The organism is Verrucomicrobiia bacterium, assembly GCA_035765895.1.
Classification (GTDB): domain Bacteria; phylum Verrucomicrobiota; class Verrucomicrobiia; order Limisphaerales; family DSYF01; genus DSYF01.
The window spans coordinates 1-21,061 of the sequence record DASTWL010000012.1 but is presented as its reverse complement, the minus strand read 5'-3'; the positions used below and the strand labels follow the sequence as shown (position 1 = coordinate 21,061).

The 21,061-nt window shown below is 63.9% G+C and carries 19 protein-coding genes; 10 read left to right on the top strand and 9 right to left on the bottom strand.

Translation table 11 applies throughout. From position 1 onward, the window contains the following. Positions 1-38 precede the first annotated feature (38 nt). Complete coding sequence (locus VFV96_02520) at positions 39-2,732, top strand: bifunctional YncE family protein/alkaline phosphatase family protein (protein ID HEU5069267.1); 2,694 nt, start codon at positions 39-41, stop codon at positions 2,730-2,732. A 311-nt stretch (positions 2,733-3,043) separates the two neighbouring features. On the opposite strand, the gene VFV96_02515 is transcribed toward VFV96_02520, so the two are convergent. Further along, positions 3,044-4,834: a DUF4838 domain-containing protein gene (locus VFV96_02515; protein HEU5069266.1), complete on the bottom strand. Its 1,791-nt coding sequence runs from the start codon at positions 4,832-4,834 to the stop codon at positions 3,044-3,046. An 85-nt stretch (positions 4,835-4,919) separates the two neighbouring features. On the opposite strand from VFV96_02515, the gene VFV96_02510 reads away from it, so the two are divergent. Together VFV96_02510 and pelA are read left to right on the top strand one after the other, a co-directional pair. Beyond that, the gene (locus VFV96_02510) at positions 4,920-5,291 is read left to right on the top strand and encodes a rhodanese-like domain-containing protein (protein ID HEU5069265.1); all 372 of its coding nucleotides are present in this window, start codon (positions 4,920-4,922) and stop codon (positions 5,289-5,291) included. After that, positions 5,288-6,586, top strand: coding sequence for a pectate lyase (gene pelA / locus VFV96_02505; GenBank protein HEU5069264.1), 1,299 nt, complete (start codon positions 5,288-5,290; stop codon positions 6,584-6,586). The genes VFV96_02510 and pelA overlap by 4 nt, the downstream gene beginning before the upstream one ends. A 987-nt stretch (positions 6,587-7,573) precedes the next feature. On the opposite strand, the gene VFV96_02500 is transcribed toward pelA, so the two are convergent. The 7 genes from VFV96_02500 to VFV96_02470 form a co-directional block, all read right to left on the bottom strand. Then, complete coding sequence (locus tag VFV96_02500; GenBank protein HEU5069263.1) at positions 7,574-8,041, bottom strand: hypothetical protein; 468 nt, start codon at positions 8,039-8,041, stop codon at positions 7,574-7,576. Between the two features lie 41 nt (positions 8,042-8,082). Beyond that, complete coding sequence (locus VFV96_02495; GenBank protein ID HEU5069262.1) at positions 8,083-9,402, bottom strand: radical SAM protein; 1,320 nt, start codon at positions 9,400-9,402, stop codon at positions 8,083-8,085. 75 nt (positions 9,403-9,477) lie between these two features. Next, on the bottom strand, positions 9,478-10,704 hold the full coding sequence (locus VFV96_02490; GenBank protein HEU5069261.1) for a permease prefix domain 1-containing protein: 1,227 nt from the start codon (positions 10,702-10,704) through the stop codon (positions 9,478-9,480). Next, a complete protein-coding gene (locus VFV96_02485) occupies positions 10,677-11,015 on the bottom strand; it encodes a helix-turn-helix transcriptional regulator (protein ID HEU5069260.1) in 339 nt (112 codons plus the stop codon). Before VFV96_02485 ends, VFV96_02490 begins: the two co-directional genes overlap by 28 nt. A 62-nt stretch (positions 11,016-11,077) precedes the next feature. Continuing rightward, complete coding sequence (locus tag VFV96_02480) at positions 11,078-11,980, bottom strand: UbiA-like polyprenyltransferase (GenBank protein HEU5069259.1); 903 nt, start codon at positions 11,978-11,980, stop codon at positions 11,078-11,080. Positions 11,981-12,017: 37 nt separating this feature from the next. Further along, positions 12,018-12,482 carry a four helix bundle protein gene (locus VFV96_02475; GenBank protein ID HEU5069258.1) on the bottom strand — a complete coding sequence of 155 codons (465 nt, stop codon included), beginning with the start codon at positions 12,480-12,482 and terminating at the stop codon, positions 12,018-12,020. 1 nt (position 12,483) lies between these two features. Next, the gene (locus VFV96_02470) at positions 12,484-13,041 is read right to left on the bottom strand and encodes a UbiX family flavin prenyltransferase (protein ID HEU5069257.1); all 558 of its coding nucleotides are present in this window, start codon (positions 13,039-13,041) and stop codon (positions 12,484-12,486) included. Positions 13,042-13,143: 102 nt separating this feature from the next. On the opposite strand from VFV96_02470, the gene VFV96_02465 reads away from it, so the two are divergent. The 7 genes from VFV96_02465 to VFV96_02435 all read left to right on the top strand — a co-directional run bounded on the left by VFV96_02465 (position 13,144) and on the right by VFV96_02435 (position 20,158). After that, on the top strand, positions 13,144-13,968 hold the full coding sequence (locus VFV96_02465) for a YIP1 family protein (protein ID HEU5069256.1): 825 nt from the start codon (positions 13,144-13,146) through the stop codon (positions 13,966-13,968). Positions 13,969-14,089: 121 nt separating this feature from the next. Continuing rightward, entirely contained in the window at positions 14,090-14,899 is an 810-nt protein-coding gene (locus tag VFV96_02460; GenBank protein HEU5069255.1) for a YIP1 family protein, read from the top strand. 57 nt (positions 14,900-14,956) lie between these two features. Beyond that, on the top strand, positions 14,957-16,267 hold the full coding sequence (locus tag VFV96_02455) for an efflux RND transporter periplasmic adaptor subunit (GenBank protein ID HEU5069254.1): 1,311 nt from the start codon (positions 14,957-14,959) through the stop codon (positions 16,265-16,267). Positions 16,268-16,270: 3 nt separating this feature from the next. Then, entirely contained in the window at positions 16,271-16,960 is a 690-nt protein-coding gene (locus tag VFV96_02450; protein ID HEU5069253.1) for an ABC transporter ATP-binding protein, read from the top strand. Further along, positions 16,957-18,186 (top strand): ABC transporter permease, encoded by a 1,230-nt coding sequence (locus VFV96_02445; protein ID HEU5069252.1) that lies wholly within the window; start codon positions 16,957-16,959, stop codon positions 18,184-18,186. The genes VFV96_02450 and VFV96_02445 overlap by 4 nt, the downstream gene beginning before the upstream one ends. Positions 18,187-18,193: 7 nt before the next feature. Then, complete coding sequence (locus tag VFV96_02440) at positions 18,194-19,453, top strand: ABC transporter permease (protein ID HEU5069251.1); 1,260 nt, start codon at positions 18,194-18,196, stop codon at positions 19,451-19,453. Between the two features lie 45 nt (positions 19,454-19,498). Further along, positions 19,499-20,158: a hypothetical protein gene (locus tag VFV96_02435; GenBank protein ID HEU5069250.1), complete on the top strand. Its 660-nt coding sequence runs from the start codon at positions 19,499-19,501 to the stop codon at positions 20,156-20,158. 172 nt (positions 20,159-20,330) lie between these two features. Here VFV96_02435 and VFV96_02430 read toward each other — a convergent pair whose 3' ends face one another. Beyond that, the gene (locus VFV96_02430) at positions 20,331-20,891 is read right to left on the bottom strand and encodes a very short patch repair endonuclease (GenBank protein ID HEU5069249.1); all 561 of its coding nucleotides are present in this window, start codon (positions 20,889-20,891) and stop codon (positions 20,331-20,333) included. Positions 20,892-21,061 lie beyond the last annotated feature (170 nt).

The window sequence follows — 21,061 nt, the reverse complement described above, 5'->3', positions numbered from 1 at the left end:
GTTGAATCTCCCGCCGCCTTTGGCAGTCTCAATCCACCATGACATGCCCCCTGCCGTTTCGGAAAGGTTTCGCCGCCCACCGGGTGCTGGCTTTGCTGCTGCTCAGTCCCGTCCTGCTGCGGGCCGAATTGCCGGATACGGGCCCGGTGGCGCAAACCGGTCCGGATGAATGGATGACGCCGGTCAACCAGCGGCTCACGCCGGTGGGCCGGTTCGTGTCGCTGCCCGGCTTTCGCCCGCAGGCACTGGCGCTCAGCCCCAATGGTCGGCTGCTGGTAACCACCGGCAAGAAGAGTGAGCTGTTGGTGCTCAACCCGGCCAGTGGTCAAATCCTCCAGCACGTCGCGCTCCCTTCCGACCAGGCCAACGAAGTGCCGGATGCGGTTTCGGCGAACATTCTCGAGCCCGACCAGGACGGCCAGTTGAGCTACACCGGGCTGATTTTCTCGCCCGATGGCAAGCGGCTTTACCTCGCCAACGTCAACGGCAGCGTCAAGGTGTTCACGGTGGCCAAGGATGGGAAAATCTCCGGCCGGTTTTCCATGCCGCTGCCGCCGGCCAATGTGCCGCGCCGGAAGAATGAAATTCCCGCCGGCCTCGCGTTGTCCGCGGATGGTTCGCGACTTTACGTGTGCGGAAACTTGTCCAATCGCCTGTTCGAGCTCGATGCCGCCTCGGGCCAGGTCCTGCGCACGTGGGACGTGGGCGTGGCGCCTTACGACGTGGTGCTCGTGGGGCACAAAGCCTACGTCAGCAATTGGGGCGGGCGCCGGCCCGGGCCGGGCGATCTCACGGGTCCGGCCGGTCGCGGCACAGTGGTGCGCGTGGATCCGGTGCGCTCCATTGCAAGCGAGGGCTCGGTCAGCGTGATTGAGTTAAGCGCGGAGCGCGGAATGCAGAATGCGGAGCTTTTGGTCGGCCTGCACGCCTCCGCGCTGGCGGTGTCGCCGAACCGGCGTCACCTCGTGGTGGCGAACGCCGGCAGCGACACGCTTTCAGTCATCGACACGCGCACGGACCAGATTGTGGAAACCATCTGGGCGCGGCAAAACCCCGGCGATTTGTTCGGCGCGCAACCGAATGCGCTCGCGTTCGACAAATCCGGCCGGCGGTTGTTCGTGTGCAACGGCACGCAGAACGCCGTGGCCGTCATCGCGTTCAAGCCGGGGAAATCCGAATGGCAGGGCTTGATTCCCGTGGGCTGGTTTCCGGGCGCCATCGTCTTCGACGCGCGGCGCGATCAGCTTTGCGTGGCGAACATCAAGGGCCTGCCCGCCCGGCCCATGCAGGCCCGGCGCGCACCGGGCGTGGGCTTCAACACCCATCAATACACTGGCTCACTCTCGCTGGTGCCGGTGCCCGCGAAATGGGGCCTGCGGAAATACACCGGCATCGCGCTGGCGAACATGCGCTATCCCCGGTTGCGTCAGGCGGCGTTGCCGGCGCGGCCCGGTCAGCCGCCGCGGCCCGTGCCCGAGCGGGTCGGCGAGCCCGGCGTGTTTCGGCACGTGGTGTATATCATCAAGGAAAACCGCACCTACGATCAGGTGCTCGGCGACGATTTGCGCGGCAATGGCGACCCGAGCCTCTGCATTTTCGGCGAACGCGTGACGCCGAACCAGCACCAGATCGTGCGTGAATTCGCCCTGCTCGACAACACCTACTGCTCGGGCATTCTCAGCGCGGACGGGCATCAATGGGCCACGACCGCGATGGCCACGGATTACATGGAAAAGTCCTTCGCCGGTTTTCCGCGCAGCTATCCCGACGGCGCGGGCGAGGACGACGTGGACGCGCTGGCGTATTCGCCCGCCGGCTTCATCTGGGACAACCTGCTGGCGCACGGCCGGTCGCTGCGCGTGTTCGGCGAGTTTTGCTTCACCCAGGCGCGATGGGCCGATCCGACCCGCAAAGGGAGAATTCACTTCCGCGATCACTGGGAGGATTTCACCAAAGGCACGAATACGGTTCGGCGCTGGAGCGAAGCCGGCATCGCCTCGTTGCAGCCCTACATCGTGACGAACACCGCAGGTTGGGATTTGAAAATCCCCGACGTCTGGCGGGCGCAACAGTTCATCGCCAATCTTCAGGAATGTGAACGCAACGGCAGTCTTCCGGCGTTCACGATTCTTTATTTGCCGAATGATCACACCAGCGGCACGGGCGTCGGCCAGCCCACGCCTGCCGCGCAGGTGGCCGACAATGACCTCGCCATGGGGCAGGTGATTGAGGCGCTCAGCCACAGTTCATTTTGGTCGAACACGGTGGTGTTCGCGATGGAAGACGATCCGCAGGACGGCTGGGATCACGTCAGCGGCTACCGTTCGACGGCCTACGTGGCCAGCCCCTACACCAAACGCGGCGCAGTCATCCACACGCGTTACAACCAGACGAGCTTGATCCGCACGATGGAACTCATCCTCGGCCTGCCGCCGATGAACCAGCTCGACGCCACAGCCACGCCGATGGCGGATTGCTTCACCGACGTGCCCGACTTCGCGCCATTCACAGCGGTGACGAATCAAGTGCCGCTCGACGAAATGAATCCGGATCCGAAAAAGGTGGCCGACGCGCAATTGCGTCGTGATGCACTCGTGAGTGCGCGATTGCCGCTCACCGAACCGGACCAGTGCCCCGAGGACACGCTCAATCGCATCCTCTGGCGCGCGATGAAAGGGCCGCAGACGCCGTATCCTGAATGGGCGGTGAAGCTGGTGGGCGACGATGATTGAGCGATTAGTGGGACAGGCAGGATGCCTGTCCGGTGAGGCCGTCATTGGGAGCAGGGTTGCCCCGAGTTTGACCGCGCCACAGGACAGGCAGGATGCCTGTCCCACTACGGAGCGGGCTCCGGTTTCACGGGAGAGAATTTCCCGAACCGGTTCGCGCTTTGAACCCTTGAACTGCCCGGGCGGAGCGCCGGTCTGTGACCGGCTTTGGATGTTCGATAACTCCAAAGCCGACTGCAAGTCGGCGCTCCGGTTCTTGGTGAGGGGGAGCCGGCTCGTCCGGAGCTGCCTCGTCCTGTGTTCTCGCGCGCGCCTCAGTTTTTCTGGCGGATTTGCTCCACGAACTTTTCCGGCGTTAGTCCCGGCTCGTTGATGCGCGCAATGCGTGTCCACGGCATTCCCGGCTGGCCTTGCGCGAGCCGCAGCCAGCTCTCCGCTTCGGTGACGCGGGATTCGTTCAATGGCCAAACGGCGCCAGCGGCGGTGCATTCCTTGCGCAACCGGTCCCACTGGCTCAGCCAGACGTAACGCGGCCAGAGATGGGCGAGCTGCACGCGGGGCAGAATTTCCGGCGGCGCGAGCTGTTCGGCTTCGGCCCAGAGTTTCTCCGCGGCGGCAAGCGTGGTGAAGTTCAGGAACTTCGCGTTCGGCGGCGAATAGCAGGTGAGATTCCAGCCCGCCGAGGCGTCGTGCATCAATTGCAGATAGGCGCGAATCGGCGGCGCGGCCGGGCCGTAGTAGCCGTCCAGAAATTCATCGATGAGCGCGCGGTCGTCCTGCGCGGGATTCCAGAGCAATTGCGCCAGCACCCACGCGCGGAGTTCGGCAAACTCGGCACCGAACCCCTGATAGGCGCCCTGTTCAAAGACGCCCTTCACGTGGTTCGCCGCAAAGAACCGCACGTTTGGCCCGAGCGTGAACCAGTTCGGATGCGGCTGGACGTAGTGCGCGAAGTCGGTCGTGTAATCCCAGAGGTAAAGCCGGTCGCAGAGCTTCGCCCAGCCGCGGATGTCCTCGGCGAATTTCGCGTTCGCCGGCGCGTCGAGCGGGTCGCGGAAGTTGCACTCGATGCTGCACAGCCGGACGATGACGTTCGGACGCGGCCGGAGCGTGCGTGGCGGGTGCCGCGTGTATTGATAGGCCAGCGTGTCCACCGCGACCTGCGGGAAATCCTTTTCGATTTTCTCCGCGACGTAATTGACGAAGGCAATCATCGATCCGGCATGGCTGCCTTCGGCGTCATCCAGCGCCTGGCATTGCGCGCATTCGCACCAGCCCTGGCAGTCGTTTTGCGAGACGGAAATGATCCGCACGTTGGGCGATTCCCGCAGCCATTGCTTTACGCGTTCGACAACGAAGTCGCGCAATTCCGGATTCGACAGGCAAAGCTGCGCGTTGTCGTGCGTGCGCTTCCCGTTGCGGAGGCTGAACCATTCCGGATGTTGGGCAAAATGTTCCGCGGGCGGCACGAGCGAGTAGAACGTGTGAACGAAACCCTTGTAGCGAATGCAGCCGCCCCAATCGTCCGGAATGTTGGCCGACTGGCTGTTGGACCGGTTGCGCACGGCCCAGCGGGCGTCGAACGCGGGAAACCAAAACGGATCGCGCGCTTCGAACACCGGCTGGTAGCGCACGTTCAGCGAACCGATTTTGAGCGTGGGCTGTTTGGGGATGCGCGTGGCCCATGGCGTCCACCAACGCACGCCGCATTGCTGTTGCAGAAACTGGCTGACGGCATAAAGCGTTCCGCGCGGATGCCCGCCGGCCAGCAGCAGGCGATTGCCCCACGTGTGAATGACGATCTCTTCCGCGCCGAGCCTGGCGCAATCCACCTTGGGAAAAGCCGCGCGCGCCGCCGGTCCCGGCCCAACAATGATGGCGGGCGCGGGCGGTTGGTTGCTGGCCTCGACGATGACGAATGCGGAGCCGGTGATTTCATGCAAGGTGGCGGCCAGTTCGGCGATGGCATTCGTCTCGGCAGGCGTGGCGCCGGGCTGCCGGACGATGACGCATTGGGCCTGGCCGTCGCGGGCGAGGGTGAGGTCCGCCCGGACCGGACACGTGGCCACAAGACTCAACAAGACGGAGAGCAGGATGGGTTTCATGGGAATTGGCTGAGTGGGTTCGACGCCGCGGCGCGCGGCCGGATTCACGCTGGATTTTCCCCGCATCGTCTCCGAATCTGTGCCCATGGACAACAGCTCTTTTGTAATCCTGGCCGTCGGCGTGAGTTTGTTCCTGTTGCTGCTCGGGCTCAAAAAAGCGGGCCAGATTTCGGAGGCGGCCGCGCGGCGGTGGCTGCAACAAGGAGCGAAAGTGTTGGATGTCCGTTCCCGCGGCGAATTCAACGGCGGCCACGTGCGGGGCGCGATCAACGTGCCCCTCGACGAACTGGCGGAGCGCATCCGCACGGTGGCGTCCGACCCGAACGCGCCGCTGCTGTTGCACTGCTTGAGCGGCACGCGCAGCGCCATCGCCCGGCGCCGCCTGCGGGCGATGGGTTACACGCAGGTGTTTAACTTGGGTTCGCTGGGCCGGGCGCGCAAGATTGTCGAATCATGACCCGTCACCCGTTCGCCCTTGGCTTGCTCTTCGTCGTCTGCGTCGGCGGCCGGCCGGCGCGGGGTTCCGCCATCGGCACCAACGTCGCGGCCCGGCCGGTGACGGCGGAGCGCATTGCCGCGCTGCCCGCCGCGGAACAGCCGGCCTGGCGCGAATACCTCGCCCGCACGCGGGCGCAACGGCGGACCGATCAACTGGCGCTGCAACAGGAGCTGGCCCGGCGCGGGTTGCAGGAATCCACGCGGCCGCCGGCGGACAAAAACGCGCGTTCGCTGCCGTTGACGCGGCCACCAGAATGGTATGCGGGAGCGGAGGCCCGGCGGCTCGCGGACATTGTGCTCTCCTTCCAGACGCCCGCCGGCGGCTGGAGCAAAAATCTCGACCTGTCCCGGCATCCGCGCGCGGCGGGTGAGAGCTTTGCGCCGGACAACCGTTCGCGCTTCGTGGGCACGAACGACAACGACGCGTTGGGCGGGGTGCAGTGGAGTTACGTTGGCACCATCGACAACGGCGCGACCACCAGCGAACTGCGCTTCTTGGCAAAGGTCATCGCTGCGGCCGGCTCGAACGCGCCGGCGGCGTATCGCGAGGCATTCACGCGCGGCTGCGGCTACCTCTTCGCGGCGCAATACCCGAACGGCGGCTGGCCGCAGGTGTGGCCGTTGCAGGGCGGCTACCACGACGCCATCACCTACAACGACAACGCCATGTTGAACGTGATGCAGTTTCTGCAGGAAGTGGCGGCGGGACGGGAGGATTATCCATTCACCAGCGCCGAACTGCGCCAGCAGGCCGCCGCGAGCGTGCGCCGGGCCGTCACCTGTCTGCTCGCCACCCAGGTCCGGGAAAACGGCCGGCGCACCGTTTGGTGTCAACAGCACGACGCCCTGACGCTGCTGCCCACCGCCGCCCGCAATTTCGAAATGTCGTCGTTGTGCAGCGCGGAAAGCGCCGCGCTCGCCCGGTTGCTCATGGAATTACCCCGGCCGGATGCGGAGGTCGAAGCGGCGGTGCGCGGGGCGGCGGCGTGGTTCGAACGCACGCAAATCCGCGACCAAGCGTTCCGCACCGTGCCCGGGCAGGGACGGCTGCTCGTGCCGACGCCCGGCAGTGGACCGGTGTGGGCGCGTTTCTACCAGATCGGCACCGACCGGCCGATCTTCGGCGACCGCGACAAGACCATTCACGATGACGTCGCCGACCTCTCACGCGAACGCCGCGATGGCTACGCCTGGTTCACCGGCAACCCGCGCGAGCTGCTGCGCGATTTCGCGAAGTGGACCGCCGCGAAATAGGCAACGGCGGCCAAGCTCATCCGGCAGGGTCGCCCCGTGTGTGGGACAGGCGTCCCCGCCTGTCCGGTGAGCATTCCAATTCGCGGCAATGCATGCAATGCGTCCACGCGCCACTTTTGGCCATGCGTGTCACGGGATGCGCCCGGAATGCGCTGATGGGAGCGCCGGCGTCCTCGCCGGCTTTCGGCTGGCGCACGACCCAAGCCGGCGAGGACGCCGGCGCTCCGGCAGGTTGAGGGAGAGCGGTGGGAAATTGAGGCGGGCGCGCAGCCAGGTTGCCGGTCAGCCGGTGCAGGGACGAAGCCAGTGGACGCCCGCCCTCACCCGGCGTGGACTCATTCGCTCCCGCTCATTCGGCCCTGCGGGCATTCGGCTCGGCCGAATTCCTTACGCCACTTCCCAAGCGGCTCAAGTCTCCCCCGGGAGAAGGAGAAGCGCTCGCCGATGATTGGAAATGTTGTGCGCCGGAATCCGCGCGGAGATCATCGGGCAGCCGGAGACGGCCAGCGGCTATACTCCTCGCTCAGCCCACGGCTGGTAGAGACATCGCGCTGCAATGTCCGCACCACCGAGCGAAGCGTCAGGTGGTGCTCCCTTGTGGGGTGAGTCGCACGACTCCCGATTCCGTCGCCTGACGCTGCGCTCGGCGACGGGGACGCCGCCAGCGCGGCGTCCCTACCAAATCGAGTGGACGCCCGCCCTCATCCCGGCCTTCTCCCCCAGGAGAAGGAGAAACGCTCGTCGCTCTTTGGAAAAACCCGTGCGCTGTATATGGCACGAGCGCTGTCGAGTAATCAGGAGACGAGCAACGGCTGTTCCCTCTCCTTGGGGAGAGGGTCAGGGTGAGGGAGGACGTGGAACCAAACTGCGCGTGATGGAAACCTTTCAGGGTAGCGGAGAATTGTGGAACGCAGACCCAGCGTAGCCGTTGCTCGCCCGTGCAGCTCGGACCGTCAGCGCCGGGCTTCAAAAGCCGTGGGTATACAATCAGACGATTGCGATCCGCGGAAGAAAACTAAGCAATTCTTCCGTCTGCTGCCGATTATCGCCCCAAGCCATGAGAGTTTCGTCGGCAGCGACTGCCTTAAGAAACTCCATTGAAGGCACGCGCAGCAATTCATAAACACCTTTGACGTCCCAACCAGTCTTCTTTTCCGGGGCTTCGCGATTAAATGTGATATGAGCCACTTGCTCGCAAGCACGAGCATCCAGCTTTCCGTTGATTTGATAAGAGTTGTTCCATTCAACAAAATGGCCGGCTCTCATGTATCCCTTTTTGCCATCCTTCGGCTTCTTCTTGATCCCGAAAAACCCGTTCAAGTTACGGGCGTGTATTGCGAACGACTCGATCCACGCATTCCGATAGTCGTTGCGAAGATTACGCTCACTGAGGGCAAAAACGGCGTGCGTAAGCATCTTAATCTCGTAGAGCACATGATGTAGCTCAGCTGCCATTCTTTCTGCTTCCGCATTGTTAGTGGTCGGACCCATTGTCCTCACCCTGTCGCCAGATTCTTCTCCAGCCCGGCGGAAGGTTGCTGTTTCAGCTCACCGCCGTTGTTCGCTGCCGGCAACGGCTCCCAGACTTTGATGGGCTCGTAGAAGGTGTTTCGTTGGACGGGCGTGCGGCCGGTTTCGCGGATGGCTTTCAGCAGGTCCGCCTCGGCCTGCAGTTGCGGCGCCTGCCCGCCGGCCATGCGGAAGATGTGTTCCTCGATGATCGTCCCGTGGATGTCGTCCGCGCCGTAGCTCAACGCCACCTGCGCCAGCTTCATCCCCAGCCCGACCCAGTAGGCCGTGACGTGGTCGAAGTTGTCGAGGTAGGTGCGCGCGACCGCGATGGTGCGCAGCGCGTCGTAGCCGGTCGGCGGGTGCGTGACGGGGATGTTGTTGTGCTCGGGCTGATACGCGAGCGGGATGAAGCCGACGAAGCCGTGCGTTTCATCCTGCAATTCGCGGAGCATGCGGAGGTGGTCCACGCGGTCGGCGAGCGATTCCACGTGGCCGAAGAGCATGGTGCAGGTGCTGCGCTGGCCAAGCCGGTGCCACGTGCGATGCACGTCGAGGTATTCCTCGGCGGATTCCTTGCCCTTGGCGATGGCGCTGCGGACTTCCTTGCGGAAAATTTCCGCGCCACCGCCCGTGAGTGAATCGAGGCCGGCCTCTTTCAATTCAATCAGTGTTTGCTCAACCGATTTCTTGGCCAGCCACGCCAGGTGAAGGATTTCAATCGCAGTAAAGCATTTCAAATGAAGTCGTGTAGCACCCGTGTCTCGCGGGTTGTTTTCGGCGTCCCGCCGAAAATCTTCCTCTCCTGACTTTTCGGCCCCCAAACTGGCAGCGTCCGATGATTCGGGCGAGACGCCCGAACCGGCCCGCGAGACACGGGTGCTACACGATTCATCATTGAGCGCGTTCAGCGCTTTGAGCATATCCGTGTAGTAATTGAACGGCAGCGAGGGGTGCAACCCGCCGACAATGTGCAGTTCGGTGATGCCAATCTTCAACGCTTCGCGCGCCTTCTCGACCATCTCGGGCACGGTGAACTGGAAGCCGTCGGCGTCGCGTTTCTTGCGCGCGAAGGAGCAGAACTGGCAGCTCAGGATGCAGTAATTCGAGTAGTTGATGTAGCGGTTGACGATATAGCTGGCGCGGTCGCCGACTTTCTTCTGGCGCGCCAGGTCGGCGATGGCGCCGACGGCATTGAGGTCCTTGCTCTCGAAAAGGCGGAGCGCGTCAGCCTCGGAAATCCGCCGGCCCTCGGCCACTTTGTCGTAGATGTCGCGCAGTTCGCTGCGTTGAACAAAAAAATGCATCGCTCGCCCATTAAAGCAGCGATTGCGGGGCAAGGCAAATGCGTCAAACGCGCGGGCAGGCGGATTCAGCGTGCTTCATTTGGGCGCCGTGACTGCCATCTTTTTGAACGCCTTGCCCACGAGTTTGCGGAGCGCGAGCGAATCTGGCTGGTCAAAGGCGTCGCCGCATTTTTGCAACTGTGTGGAGCACTGCGTGGCCTTGGTCGTATCCCCGGCGGTTTTGGCGGCTTCGCCAGCGGCGCGGACGTGGGCGGCGATTTGCTTGAGGGTCTGAAGGTCGTCCTGCATGGGCTTCGCCATCTTGTCGCGGGCAGCTTGGGGCAGGGCGATAAATTGGGCTTCGGTGAAGTTCAGCACGGAGCCGGAGGGAAAGAGCGGCCGCTTGCTGAAGTCCACAGCGAGGAATTGCACCGCCGCCTCGTCCTTCTTGCCCGCGCGCCAGAGTGTCATGGCGTGGTCCAGCGTGACGAGAGCCTGCTTCTCGGAGGGAGCGCTGTTTGGCGAAGCGGCATTGGATTGAGCGGAAGCCGGGGCGAGCGTCAGCCCGATGGCGACCGTAAGAATGAGCATCCACGTGGCGACGCGCGAGCCAGTTCGGTTGCCGGATCGCCAAGACCTGAGTTTCGCGATCAGCGCAATGATGAGCGCGATCTGGATCAAGGGGGTTGAAGCCGTGAACCAGCGCTGGATGAGGTAACTTTGCCCGAGCGGGACAGGCGCGAGATTCCGGATGTAAAGCATCTGGAACGCGAGGCGGGTAAAGCTCAACAATCCCAACCCCAAAACAGCCATCAGCACGCACAGAACAGGACGCCGACTGAGTGGTTGGGTGAATCTTCCCAAGCCGCTGCAGCGGCCGTTCGCGAGACGCCAGAACATCCAGGCCATGCCGGCAAACATCGCCATTCGGGCAGCGCCGCCGAGCCAGCCCAGCAGCAAACCATCAGAACTGAACGCGCTGCTCACATAGGCCGTCGCCGCCGCAACCGTTTCGAGGAAATCCCACCCGATGGTCAGGAACAGCATCCCCGCCAGCATCCAGACGGCGCGGGTGCGCCAGATCGCCACGGTGTTCACCTTGCCGAATTCCTCGCCCAGCGCGTCGGGCCGCCCCATCCGGCGAACCGCCACGAGGAAGGATTCCTCTTCCGAAAGTCCGTGTGCGTGCAGCTCGCTGACGGAATCGCGCAGGTGCGATTCCAGTTCGTCACGGTGTTCGCTTTGCAGCGCGGGTGATTGGGCCAGCGCATTTTGCCAGCGTTGAATCGCCAGGTTCAGGTCGAACGCAGTTGAGTTTTCCATAGATTGCTCAGGGTTTCGTGGACGGTCAGCCATTGTTGTTTTTCCTGCACCAGAGCTTTGCGGCCTTCCTTGCGCAGCCGATAATACTTCCGCTTCCGGCCGGTCTCGGCCTCGCGCCACTCGGCCTCGATCAACTTCTCCTTCTCCATCCAGTGCAGCACGGGATAGAGCATGCCCTCGGTCCACTCGATCTTGCCGCCGGACAATTCGCGCACGCGCTGGATGAGCGCGTAGCCGTAGCTTTCGCCCTCGGTCAATACGGACAAAACGAGCGGCACGGTGGAGGCGGCGACCAGTTCCTTTGCAAGCATAGCGACACTATGCCTTGATGTGTTAGGCATGTCAAGCCTGCGGTTGGACCGGGGGGGCGGCTTCAGTGGTCGGCAAGCTGGAATCCGCCGTGGAAGACGACTTCCGCCACGGTCACGGCAAGAAAGACCATGCTGATGAGCGCGTTCAGCCGGAAGAAGGCGAGGTTGATCCAGTTCAGGCTGCGGCGGCGGGCAATCCAATGTTCCAGCGCCAGACAGAGCGCGATGAGGGTCCAGCCCACCGTGTAGGCGATGCGGAACCGGCAGAGCTGGCCGAAGGCGAAGAGCAGGCCGCACATGATCATGTGCGCCAGGAAGGCGGCGGCCAGGGCGTTATCGGGCCCCCAACGCACCACCAGCGAGTGCAGACCGCGCGTGCGGTCAAAATCGTAGTCCTGCAAGGCGTAAATGATGTCGAACCCGACGAGCCACAGGATGACGGCGACGGCGAGCACGGACATTTGCAGGATTTCCAGCGATGAGACGTGGGCGCCTTTCACGGCGAGCCACGCGCCGATGGGAGCCAACGCCAGCGCGACGCCGAGAAAGACGTGGGTGAAATCCGTGAACCGTTTGGTCAGCGAGTAGAAGCAAATGACGATCAACGCCGCCGGCGAGAGCCGGAAGCAGAGCGGATTCAGAAAGAATGCGGCGCCGATCAGGCCGGCGGCGGCCAGCAGGCACAGCAGGACGGCACTGGCGAGGCTGATCTGGCCCGCGGGCAGGTGCCGTTTGGCCGTGCGGGGGTTTTCCGCGTCGAACTTGCGGTCCACGATGCGGTTGAACGCCATCGCACAGGTGCGGGCGCAGACCATCGCGGCCAGGATCAATCCAAACGTGCGCCAGCCGGGCCAGCCGCGCTGGTCACGCGCGGCGACCGCCATCGCCGCCAGCGCGAACGGCAGGGCGAAAATGGTGTGCGAGAAGCGCACGAAGCCGGCCCATTTGCTAATTAAGGAAAACATCGAACATCGAACATCGAATACTGAACACCGAAGTGTTTCAGCTTCGAGTGTCTGGGGTTGACTTGTTGGTTTTGCTCTGAATCTGGTTCTGTTTAGCTGTGCGGATGCTGGCGACGAAGATGCGCGTCAACTCCTCCACTTCGATGAGAGCCGCCTGAAGTTGCTGGTCAGTTCGCAGCCAGCTCTGGCGATAAATCAACCGAAGCCACCGCCGGGTTTCACGAAGTTCCCTCAAGCAAATCTTCAGCTTGTGGATGAAATCATCGGGTGATTCAGCGGATTCCGCCTCCCCGTGATTTGAAAACGGTGAGGTGCCGCTGCGCAACAACTGGCCCGCTACATGGTTGCCCGAACGGGAGTTCGGGAGTTTCTCCGTGACATCGATTACCGCCGAAGCAAATTCCAGCAATCGATCCTCCAAATCGAATACACGCCCAGTGCCGCGTCCACCTGCCCCGTTCGATGTTCGGCGTTCAGTGTTCGGTGTTCGATGTTTTTCCATTCTATTCCTTCTCCTCGCTCCAGCGCGCGACGAGCTGATGGGAGACGCCGATGTGATCGAGCACCCGGGCCACGACCGTATCCACGACCTGCTCGACGGTGTTGGGCCGCGTGTAGTAGGAGGGATTGGCGGGAAGAATCGTGGCGCCGGCCAGCAGCAGCAGTTCCATGTTCTTCACGTGAACCAAATTCAAGGGCGTTTCGCGCGGAACGAGAATGAGCCGGCGCTTTTCCTTCAGCACCACGTCGGCCGCGCGCAGCAGGACGTCCTCGCTGTAACCGTGGGCGATGCGGCCCATGGTGCCCATGCTGCACGGGATGACGACCATGACGTCCGGCGGATTGGAGCCGCTGGCGAACGGGGCATTCATGCTCTTGAGGCTGTGCGTTTGCACGCCCTCCCGGAGTTGCAAACCGGCGGGCAGTTCCTCGCGGATGACCTGATTGGCGTAGTTGCTGAGCACGATGTGGATTTCGTGCTGGCGCGGGTCGAGGTGGTCCAGCAGGCGCTGGGCGTAGAGCGCACCGCTGGCTCCGGTGATGGCGACAAGAATTTTCACAATCGGCGCGCAAACTATGGCGCAGCCGTTGCGCAGCGACAAGCTCGACAAGGCGGCGCGCTTGCGGCAGGTTCGTCATCCGGCGTAGTGACCGGATTGATCATGTCCGACAACGACCCTGAACTGCCTCCGGTGCTGGAGACCATTCCTGCGCCGCCGCCCCCCCCACCGCCCGCGTCGTCCCTGCTCGCGCGGTTGCTGAACGTATTCGCCATTCCCAATCACGTTTTTGACGAGGTGCGGGTGTCGCGGCGGGCGGCCGGCAACTGGCTGGTGCCGATGTTGCTGGGCGGGCTTACCCTGGCCTTGTCCGCCTACGTCATCTTTTCCATGCCCACGGCGCAAAAGCAGGTGAATGAATTGCTGGACAAGGTGCGCGAGGCGCAGACCAGTTCGGTGGCGCAATCCGTCAAGGACGGCAAAATGACGCAGGCCGACGCGGACCAGTTGCTGGCCATGGTGGATCGGATGGCGCGGCCGAAGGTGGTGCAGGCGGTCATGGTCACGGCCGCGCTGGCTTACGGGGTCGCGCGCATTTTCTGGTGGGCCTTCGTGATGTGGTTGCTGGCCCGGGCCTTTTTGCGGGCGCCCATTCCGTATGGAAAGTCGCTGGAAGTCACCGGACTGGCCTCGATGATCGGGGTGCTGAGTTCCGTCGTGCTGCTGGTGCTGACGGTCCGCTTCGGTGCGGCCGGATCGGCGTCCGGGCTGGGCCTGTCCGTGGTGGAGTTCAATTCTCCGCAGTCCCAGACCGTGGTGGCGGTGGCGCTGAACCTGATGAACTTCTGGCTGGTGGGCGTCCTGGGGGCGGGCTTGGCGCGGCTGACGGGCCGGCCATGGATTCGCGCCACCTATCTGGTTTTCGGATACTGGCTGTTATCCGAACTGCTGGTGATGGCGCTGGGCGCCGGGGCGGCGCTCAAGTAGCCGATGCGCAATTTCATTGGCCTCACAGCAAGGGCTGTTTATAGTCCCGCCACCGCCGGAAATTCCCTTGGGGGGTGCCCAGCCCGGCCAATGACGAGGTCAACGACAACCCAGCCGCGCCATGAACTCCGACACGCCGCCCGTTGCAACCGCCACCGCCGTGCCTTCGTCGCGGCTTGCCAGCCGCTTGCTGAACGTCCTTGTCGCGCCGGGTGACGTGTTCGCCGAAGTCAAGGCGATGGCACTGTGTCACGCCAACTGGCTGGTGCCCGCGGCGCTGTTCCTCCTCGCCAGTTGGTGTGCGGCGGCCATCCTGTTTTCGCAGGAGGCCATCCGGCAGCAGATGGTCGACGTGCAGGACCGCGCCATGCAACAGCAGTTCCAGAAGCAGATTGACGCCGGCAAGATGACGCAGGCGCAGGCGGATCAGATCAAGGCGAGCACGGCCCGCTTTGCCGGCATCGGGCAGATGATTGGCGGATTTGTGGCGCCTGTGTTTGCCGCCGGAGTGAAGGTCTTTTGGGGCGGTTTCATTGTGTGGGTGGGGGCCTGTTTCATTTTCAAACGCCCCGTCGAATACCTGAAGGCGGTGGAGGTTTCGGGGTTGTCGCTGGTGATTCTCGCCATCGGCGCCTTGGTGAAGGGCCTGCTGGGCGCGGCCCTTGGCAACCTCTTCGCCAGTCCCGGTCCCGTGCTCCTGCTCAAATCCTTCGATCCCACGAACCCGTTGCACACCTCGCTGGTTGGCCTGGACGTTTTCACGCTGTGGGCGCTGGTGGTGGTTTCCATCGGCCTCGCAAAACTTTGCGAGGTTTCCGTGGTCAAAGGAATGGCGTGGGTGATCGGCGTCTGGGTGGTCATCACGGGCGCCTGGCTGGGATTTGCGCTCGGCATGCAGAAGGCGGTGGCGACCCTGACGGGCGCGCACTGAGTCGTCCGGTCCGCCTGCGGATCCGCCGGGCGCACAACTGAGGAAGGAACAACATCAATGGCTCGTTCAAGGAAAGGCAGAAAAATCATCGTCTTGGGCGGTCTGGCATTGCTGCTGGCCGGGCTGGGCGCGTGGGTGGCGTTCAGCAAGCGCGACCACTTCATCCGCGTGCAGACCGAGAAAGTCGCGCGGCGCGATTTGACGGAAATCGTCGTCGCCAACGGCCGCATCCAGCCGGTGACCCAGGTGAAGATCAGCCCCGAGGTCAGCGGCGAAATCATCGAACTGCCGGTCAAGGAAGGCCAGGTCGTGCACAAGGGCGATTTGCTCGTCCGCATCAAGCCGGACTTCTACGTTGCCAGCCGCAATTCCGCGCAGGCCAGCTACTCCGTTTCGCTGGCGGGCGAAGCCACCGCCGAAGCGAACCTCGGCAAGGCCGAGGCCGAATTCAAACGCAACCAGGAGTTGTTCGACCGCAAACTCATTTCCGAATCCGCCTTCCTGGACGTGAAAACGGCCTACGAAATCGCGAAGGCCCAGTTGACGCAGTCCCGGCACCAAATCGAGATGGCCAAGGCGTCGCTCGACAAGGCGGAGGAGGACTTGCGCAAGACGACCATTTACGCGCCGCTCGACGGCACGGTGACGCGGCTGATTTCGCAGGTCGGCGAACGCGTCGTCGGCACGGCCATGATGGCGGGCACGGACATCATGGTGGTCTCCGACCTGAACGAAATGGAGGCGCGGGTGGACATTGGCGAAATGGACGTCGTGCTCATCCAGCCCGGCCAGGTGGCGCGGCTCGAAGTGGACGCGTTCAAGGACCGCAAGTTCAAGGGCGAAGTCACCGAAATCGCCAATTCTGCGAAGGGTTCGGCCCTGCCGGGTGCCGCCTCGGCCGCGGCCGGTGCATCGCAGGACGCCACCAAGTTCGAAGTGCGCATCCGGATCAAGGAAAAGGAAAACTTCCTGCCGGGCATGTCGGTGACCGCAGAAATTGAAACGCGTTACCGGACCAACGTGCTGACGGTTCCCATCTCGGCCGTGACCGCGCGCCTGCCCAAGGCCGCCACGAATGCCCTGGCCCGCCTGGATCCGCCGACCAACTCGCCCGCGGCCGGCGCCCGGGCCGAACGCAAGGCGGCTAAACCCGTCGAAGTGGTGTTCGTGGTGAACGGCGACACCGTCAAGCAGACGCCCGTGAAAATCGGCATCTGCGACGACAATTACTGGGAAATCACCGACGGGCTGAAGGAGGGCGAGGAAATCGTCTCGGGCGGCTTCAAGGCGGTGACGCGCGATCTGGAGGACGGCTCGAAAATCCACCAGGGCGGAGCGGAGAAGCCGGAGACCGACAAGAAGAGCTGACGCATGGCGCTGATCCGACTGGACAAGATTTCGCGCCGCTACCAGATGGGCAGCGAGACGGTGCACGCGTTGCGCGAGGTGTCGTTGCGCATCGAGCGCGGCGAATACGTGGCCATCATGGGACCGTCCGGTTCCGGCAAATCCACGCTCATGAATCTCATCGGCTGCCTCGACACGCCGACCGCGGGCACCTACGAGCTGAACGGCACCGACGTGAGCGACATGGACGACAACGCGCTCGCCGAAGTCCGGAACCGTGAGATCGGGTTTGTGTTTCAAACGTTCAATCTGCTGGCGCGTTCAAGCGCGCTCCACAACGTCGAGCTTCCGCTCATTTACGCGGGCGTGCCGGCGGCGGAACGGCGCGAGCTGGCGCTGACGGCGGTGGCGAACGTCGGACTGACGGACCGGATGCAGCACAAGCCGAACGAGCTCTCCGGCGGCCAGCGGCAGCGCGTGGCCATCGCCCGGGCGCTGGTCAACAAGCCTTCCATCCTGCTCGCCGACGAGCCGACGGGAAATCTCGACTCGCGCACGGGCGAGGAAATCATGGCGCTGTTTGAAGAGCTGTCGAACAAGGGCAACACCATCATTCTCGTGACGCACGAGGAGGACATTGCCCGCCATGCCCGGCGCATCGTCCGCATTCGCGACGGGTTGATTGCGAGTGATGAACTGCGCCCCCGGCCATGAACTTCTTCACCGAGCTGAAGGAAGGTTTGCTGATCGCGTGGTCGGCCATCCGCGCGAACAAGCTGCGTTCCTGCCTGACCACGCTGGGCATCGTCATCGGCATCGTCACGGTGACCTTGATGGGCACGGCCATCGAAGGGTTGAACCGCGCCTTCATGCAAAGCGTCTCCTCCATCGGGGCCGACGTGCTCTACGTGCAGCGGATGGACTGGATCATCAGCTCGCATGAAGAATGGCTGCGGATGAGCCGCCGGCGCGTCTTCACCGTGGCGCAGGCTGAATCCGTCATGCGGCAGATTGACATCGCGCAGGCGGTGGCGCCGGTGGCGCAGACGAGCCGCGCCATCAGCTACAAAAGCCGCGAGTCCGACACCGTCAGCGTGGTGGGCACCTCCGAGGCGTATCTGCAATCGGCGGGCGTCACCGTCGCGCAAGGCCGGTTTCTCACCGCGGCGGAGGCGGCCGGCGGCCGGCCGGTCTGCGTGCTGGGCGCCACCGTGGCCTCGAACCTGTTCAAGGCCGATCCGCCCCTCGGCGCCCGCGTGAAGCTGGGGAACAACAGTTTCGACGTGGTGGGCGTTTTGGAACCGGTGGGCGGCCTGTTTGGCGGAGGGGGCGCCGACAGCCAGGTCGTCGTGCCGTTGAACCAGTTTCTCGTCGCGTTCAACGGCAATCCCGACGTTTCCCTGCAGGTCAAGGTGAAGAACAACCTGGACCTCGACGAGGCGCGTGAGGAACTGCGTTACTACACGCGGCAGGTGCGGCATCTGGCGCCCAACGTGGAGGACGATTTTTCCATCAACCAGCAGGATCAGATTGTGGACACGTTTCATCGCGTGGCCGGAACCATCGCGGCGGTGGGGCTGTTCATCACGGGGCTGTCGCTGTTCGTGGGCGGCATCGGCATCATGAACATCATGTTCGTCTCCGTGGCCGAACGGACCAAGGAAATCGGCATCCGCAAGGCCATCGGCGCCAACCGGCGGACCATTCTGATTCAATTCCTGATTGAAGCTGCGGCCATTTGCGTGCTGGGCGGGCTGATCGGACTGGTCATCGCCTGGCCCGCCACGTGGGGCATGTCCAAGGTGATGCCCGCCACGTTGTCGGCCAAAATTGTGGCCCTGTCCCTGGTGGTCGCGGCCGGGACGGGCATTGTATCCGGCTTTCTCCCGGCGTGGCGCGCGGCCCGCCTGAACCCGGTGGACGCCCTGCGCGCTGAATGACCCTGGTATGAGCCTGCGCCGCCCCACCCTGTTGCTCGCCGAACTGCGCGAAGGGTTTGCCATGGCCATGCAGGCCATCACCGCGCACAAGCTCCGCTCCGCGCTGACGCTGCTGGGCGTGCTGATCGGCGTGTTCTCCATCATCGTCGTGATGACCGCGTTGCGCGTGATGCAAAGCGACATCGAGTCGAAACTCAGCCAGCTCGGCATCAACAGCTTCATGATCCAGAAACGGCCCGGCCTGATGTTCAACACGGCGGACTGGGAGCGCATCGCCCGCCGCAAGGACATCACCTACGCCATGGGCAAAAAGCTGCGGGAACGGCTCACGCTGGCCGAAAGCGTCGGCATCGAAACAACGTTTTGGGGCGGCCAGGTCGAAACGCGCTTCGCCCAGACGGCGCCCAACGTCCAGTTGTTCGGCGAAACGCCCGGCAGCTTTCCCGTGCGCAACTGGACGATCGCCGACGGCCGGAGCATTTCGGAGGCGGACGTGGATGGCGCGCGGGATGTGGTGGTGCTGGGGGCGACGGTGGCGAAGACGGTTTTCCCGCTCGGTTCGCCGCTGGGCGAACGGTTGAAGGTGAACGGCATTGATTACACCGTGATCGGGGTGCTGGAACCCAAGGGCGGGTCGCTCGCGGGGAATCAGGACAACCTGGCGATTGTGCCATTGACCACCGGGTTGAACCGCTTCGGCCGCTGGAGCCGCAGCCTGAGCCTGCTGGTGCAGGCGCGCGACCGCGCCAGCTTCGAGGACACCATGGACGAGGCGCGCGGTGCGATGCGCGTGATTCGCAAGGTGCGCCCCGGCGAGCCGGACGACTTTGACGTCGTGTCGAACGAATCGTTGATTGCGCAGTTCAACAAGTTCACACGGGTGGTGCGGCTGGGCGTGGCGGGCATCAGCTCCATCGCGCTGATTGCCGCCGGCATCGGCATCATGAACATCATGCTGGTCAGCGTGACCGAGCGGACGCGCGAGATCGGCATCCGCCGCGCCGTGGGCGCCAAGAAGCGCAACGTCATGACGCAATTCATCATGGAGGCGGTGATGTTGTGCCAGGTGGGCGGCGCCGCCGGTGTGCTGCTGGGCATCGCCGGCGGCAACGCCACGGCCTTTTTTCTGAAACTGCCGGCCGTGATTCCCTTCGACTGGGCCGCCATCGGATTGGTGATCTGCTCCGTCGTTGGCATCGTGTTCGGCACCTACCCGGCCTGGAAGGCGGCGAACCTCGATCCCATCGAGTCGCTGCGGTATGAGTAAGCGGCAAAGTTGATTCAAGGCCGCAAAACGCACGAAGCGAAGAATATGAGCACGTCGCAACCGAACTCGGAGTGGAGCACCGCGGTGGCCGTCGGCTTGCCGGTCGGCCTGGCGGTTTTTCTGCTCGTTGTCATCACGGCCACGCTCATCACATTTATTCTGCCCGAAAGCTATTTGAGCAGCGCGCGGATGCGGATTGATGCACCCATGGTCAGCGAATCGCCGTCGGGTCCGGCGCAACCAGCCGCGCAGGCCGGCGTTCTGCCCACGGAGTTGGAGGTGCTCACCTCCCAAAGCGTGCTGCAAACCGTGGTGACGAATCTCGATCTTGAGGACCAGTGGGGCCGGCGATACAACGACGGTCGCAAACTCCCGGCCTCGGCTGGCGTGACGGTGCTGCGGCAGCGTTTGGAGGTGCGGGCGCTTCCCAAAACGAGCATCGTCGAAATTGCCGCGCTGGATGAGAGTCCCGTCGAGGCGGCCAAACTGGCCAACGCCGTGGCTGCGGCCTACATCGGCTACAACGCCTCCATCCACAGCCCGCTGAAAGTTCAGGTTCTGGATTCGGCCGTGCCGGCCGCGCGCCCCGCCCGGCCCAACAAGCCGCTCAACATTCTGCTCGGGGCGCTGGTCGGCATGCTGCTGGGCGCCGGCACCGGATCCCTCTGCGGCATTTTGCTCACCACGCGGAAGCGCCACGGGTGACCGGGCGGTTCATGAATGATGCAGCCGGCCGGCGCATCGGCATCCCCGCACCCGGCCTTCGGCCACCTCCAGCGGATGGGTGCGGTCGGGGTGCGGGGGTTCCGGCTGCGATCACGACTGCGAAAGTTATGAAACGGCTCCAGGCGCACCCCGCGCACGTGGGCCGCAGCATTCACGAAAATGGCGCCGCCGCAGGTTGCTCCGCGCCCAGGGTCCGCCGCATCCGCCGCACGACGGCCGGCGTGCCGCGTGCCGCATTCTGCACCCCGCGCCGCGTGCCCTTGGTGGCCCGCCGCAAGGCGTGCTCCCAAATCCGCACCACGCGCCAGCCGGCCCGCCGCAACGCCCGGTTCACCCGCCGGTCCCGCGCCCGGTTGCCCGCCAGCTTCCGCCGCCAGAACGCCGCGTTGTTCTTCGGCTGCGTCGCATGCCGCGGACAACCGTGCCAGAAACAGCCGTCCACGAATACCGTCACGCGTTGTTTGAGGAATACAAAGTCAGGCGTGACGGTCAGTGACGAGTGATGAGTGAATGGGGATGAGCGTGGCTTTGGGCTTTTGCTTGTCACACGCCACTCGCCACATGTCACCCGGATTTTCCTCTGCCTCCGCCACCCCGTGATGCCGTGCGCGCGCAACAACTTCGCCAGCGCCAGCTCCGTGTCGCGATTCCCGCGCGACCGGATGCGCGCCATCACCTCGGACCGCTTGCGTTTGCTGAAGACGTCAGCCACGGGGACAGTTTAACCACGAACCACACGAACCACACGAACCGAAGCTCCCCTCCCGGGAGGGGCCAGGGGTGGGTTGGCCGCCCCCTCAACGCTCAACCCTCAACCCTGCCCCAACCACGGAGGGACGCCGATGAACACGGATTTGCCGGCCACCAATGAACGCAGCGAGC

Bases quoted from the DNA above. Each gene is read 5' to 3' on its own strand.
- VFV96_02520 (HEU5069267.1), top strand. From the start codon at position 39: ATGACATGCCCCCTGCCGTTTCGGAAAGGTTTCGCCGCCCACCGGGTG.
- VFV96_02515 (HEU5069266.1), bottom strand. From the start codon at position 4,834: ATGAAACCCATCCTGCTCTCCGTCTTGTTGAGTCTTGTGGCCACGTGT.
- VFV96_02510 (HEU5069265.1), top strand. From the start codon at position 4,920: ATGGACAACAGCTCTTTTGTAATCCTGGCCGTCGGCGTGAGTTTGTTC.
- pelA (HEU5069264.1), top strand. From the start codon at position 5,288: ATGACCCGTCACCCGTTCGCCCTTGGCTTGCTCTTCGTCGTCTGCGTC.
- VFV96_02500 (HEU5069263.1), bottom strand. From the start codon at position 8,041: ATGGCAGCTGAGCTACATCATGTGCTCTACGAGATTAAGATGCTTACG.
- VFV96_02495 (HEU5069262.1), bottom strand. From the start codon at position 9,402: ATGCATTTTTTTGTTCAACGCAGCGAACTGCGCGACATCTACGACAAA.
- VFV96_02490 (HEU5069261.1), bottom strand. From the start codon at position 10,704: ATGGAAAACTCAACTGCGTTCGACCTGAACCTGGCGATTCAACGCTGG.
- VFV96_02485 (HEU5069260.1), bottom strand. From the start codon at position 11,015: ATGCTTGCAAAGGAACTGGTCGCCGCCTCCACCGTGCCGCTCGTTTTG.
- VFV96_02480 (HEU5069259.1), bottom strand. From the start codon at position 11,980: ATGTTTTCCTTAATTAGCAAATGGGCCGGCTTCGTGCGCTTCTCGCAC.
- VFV96_02475 (HEU5069258.1), bottom strand. From the start codon at position 12,482: ATGGAAAAACATCGAACACCGAACACTGAACGCCGAACATCGAACGGG.
- VFV96_02465 (HEU5069256.1), top strand. From the start codon at position 13,144: ATGTCCGACAACGACCCTGAACTGCCTCCGGTGCTGGAGACCATTCCT.
- VFV96_02460 (HEU5069255.1), top strand. From the start codon at position 14,090: ATGAACTCCGACACGCCGCCCGTTGCAACCGCCACCGCCGTGCCTTCG.
- VFV96_02455 (HEU5069254.1), top strand. From the start codon at position 14,957: ATGGCTCGTTCAAGGAAAGGCAGAAAAATCATCGTCTTGGGCGGTCTG.
- VFV96_02450 (HEU5069253.1), top strand. From the start codon at position 16,271: ATGGCGCTGATCCGACTGGACAAGATTTCGCGCCGCTACCAGATGGGC.
- VFV96_02445 (HEU5069252.1), top strand. From the start codon at position 16,957: ATGAACTTCTTCACCGAGCTGAAGGAAGGTTTGCTGATCGCGTGGTCG.
- VFV96_02440 (HEU5069251.1), top strand. From the start codon at position 18,194: ATGAGCCTGCGCCGCCCCACCCTGTTGCTCGCCGAACTGCGCGAAGGG.
- VFV96_02435 (HEU5069250.1), top strand. From the start codon at position 19,499: ATGAGCACGTCGCAACCGAACTCGGAGTGGAGCACCGCGGTGGCCGTC.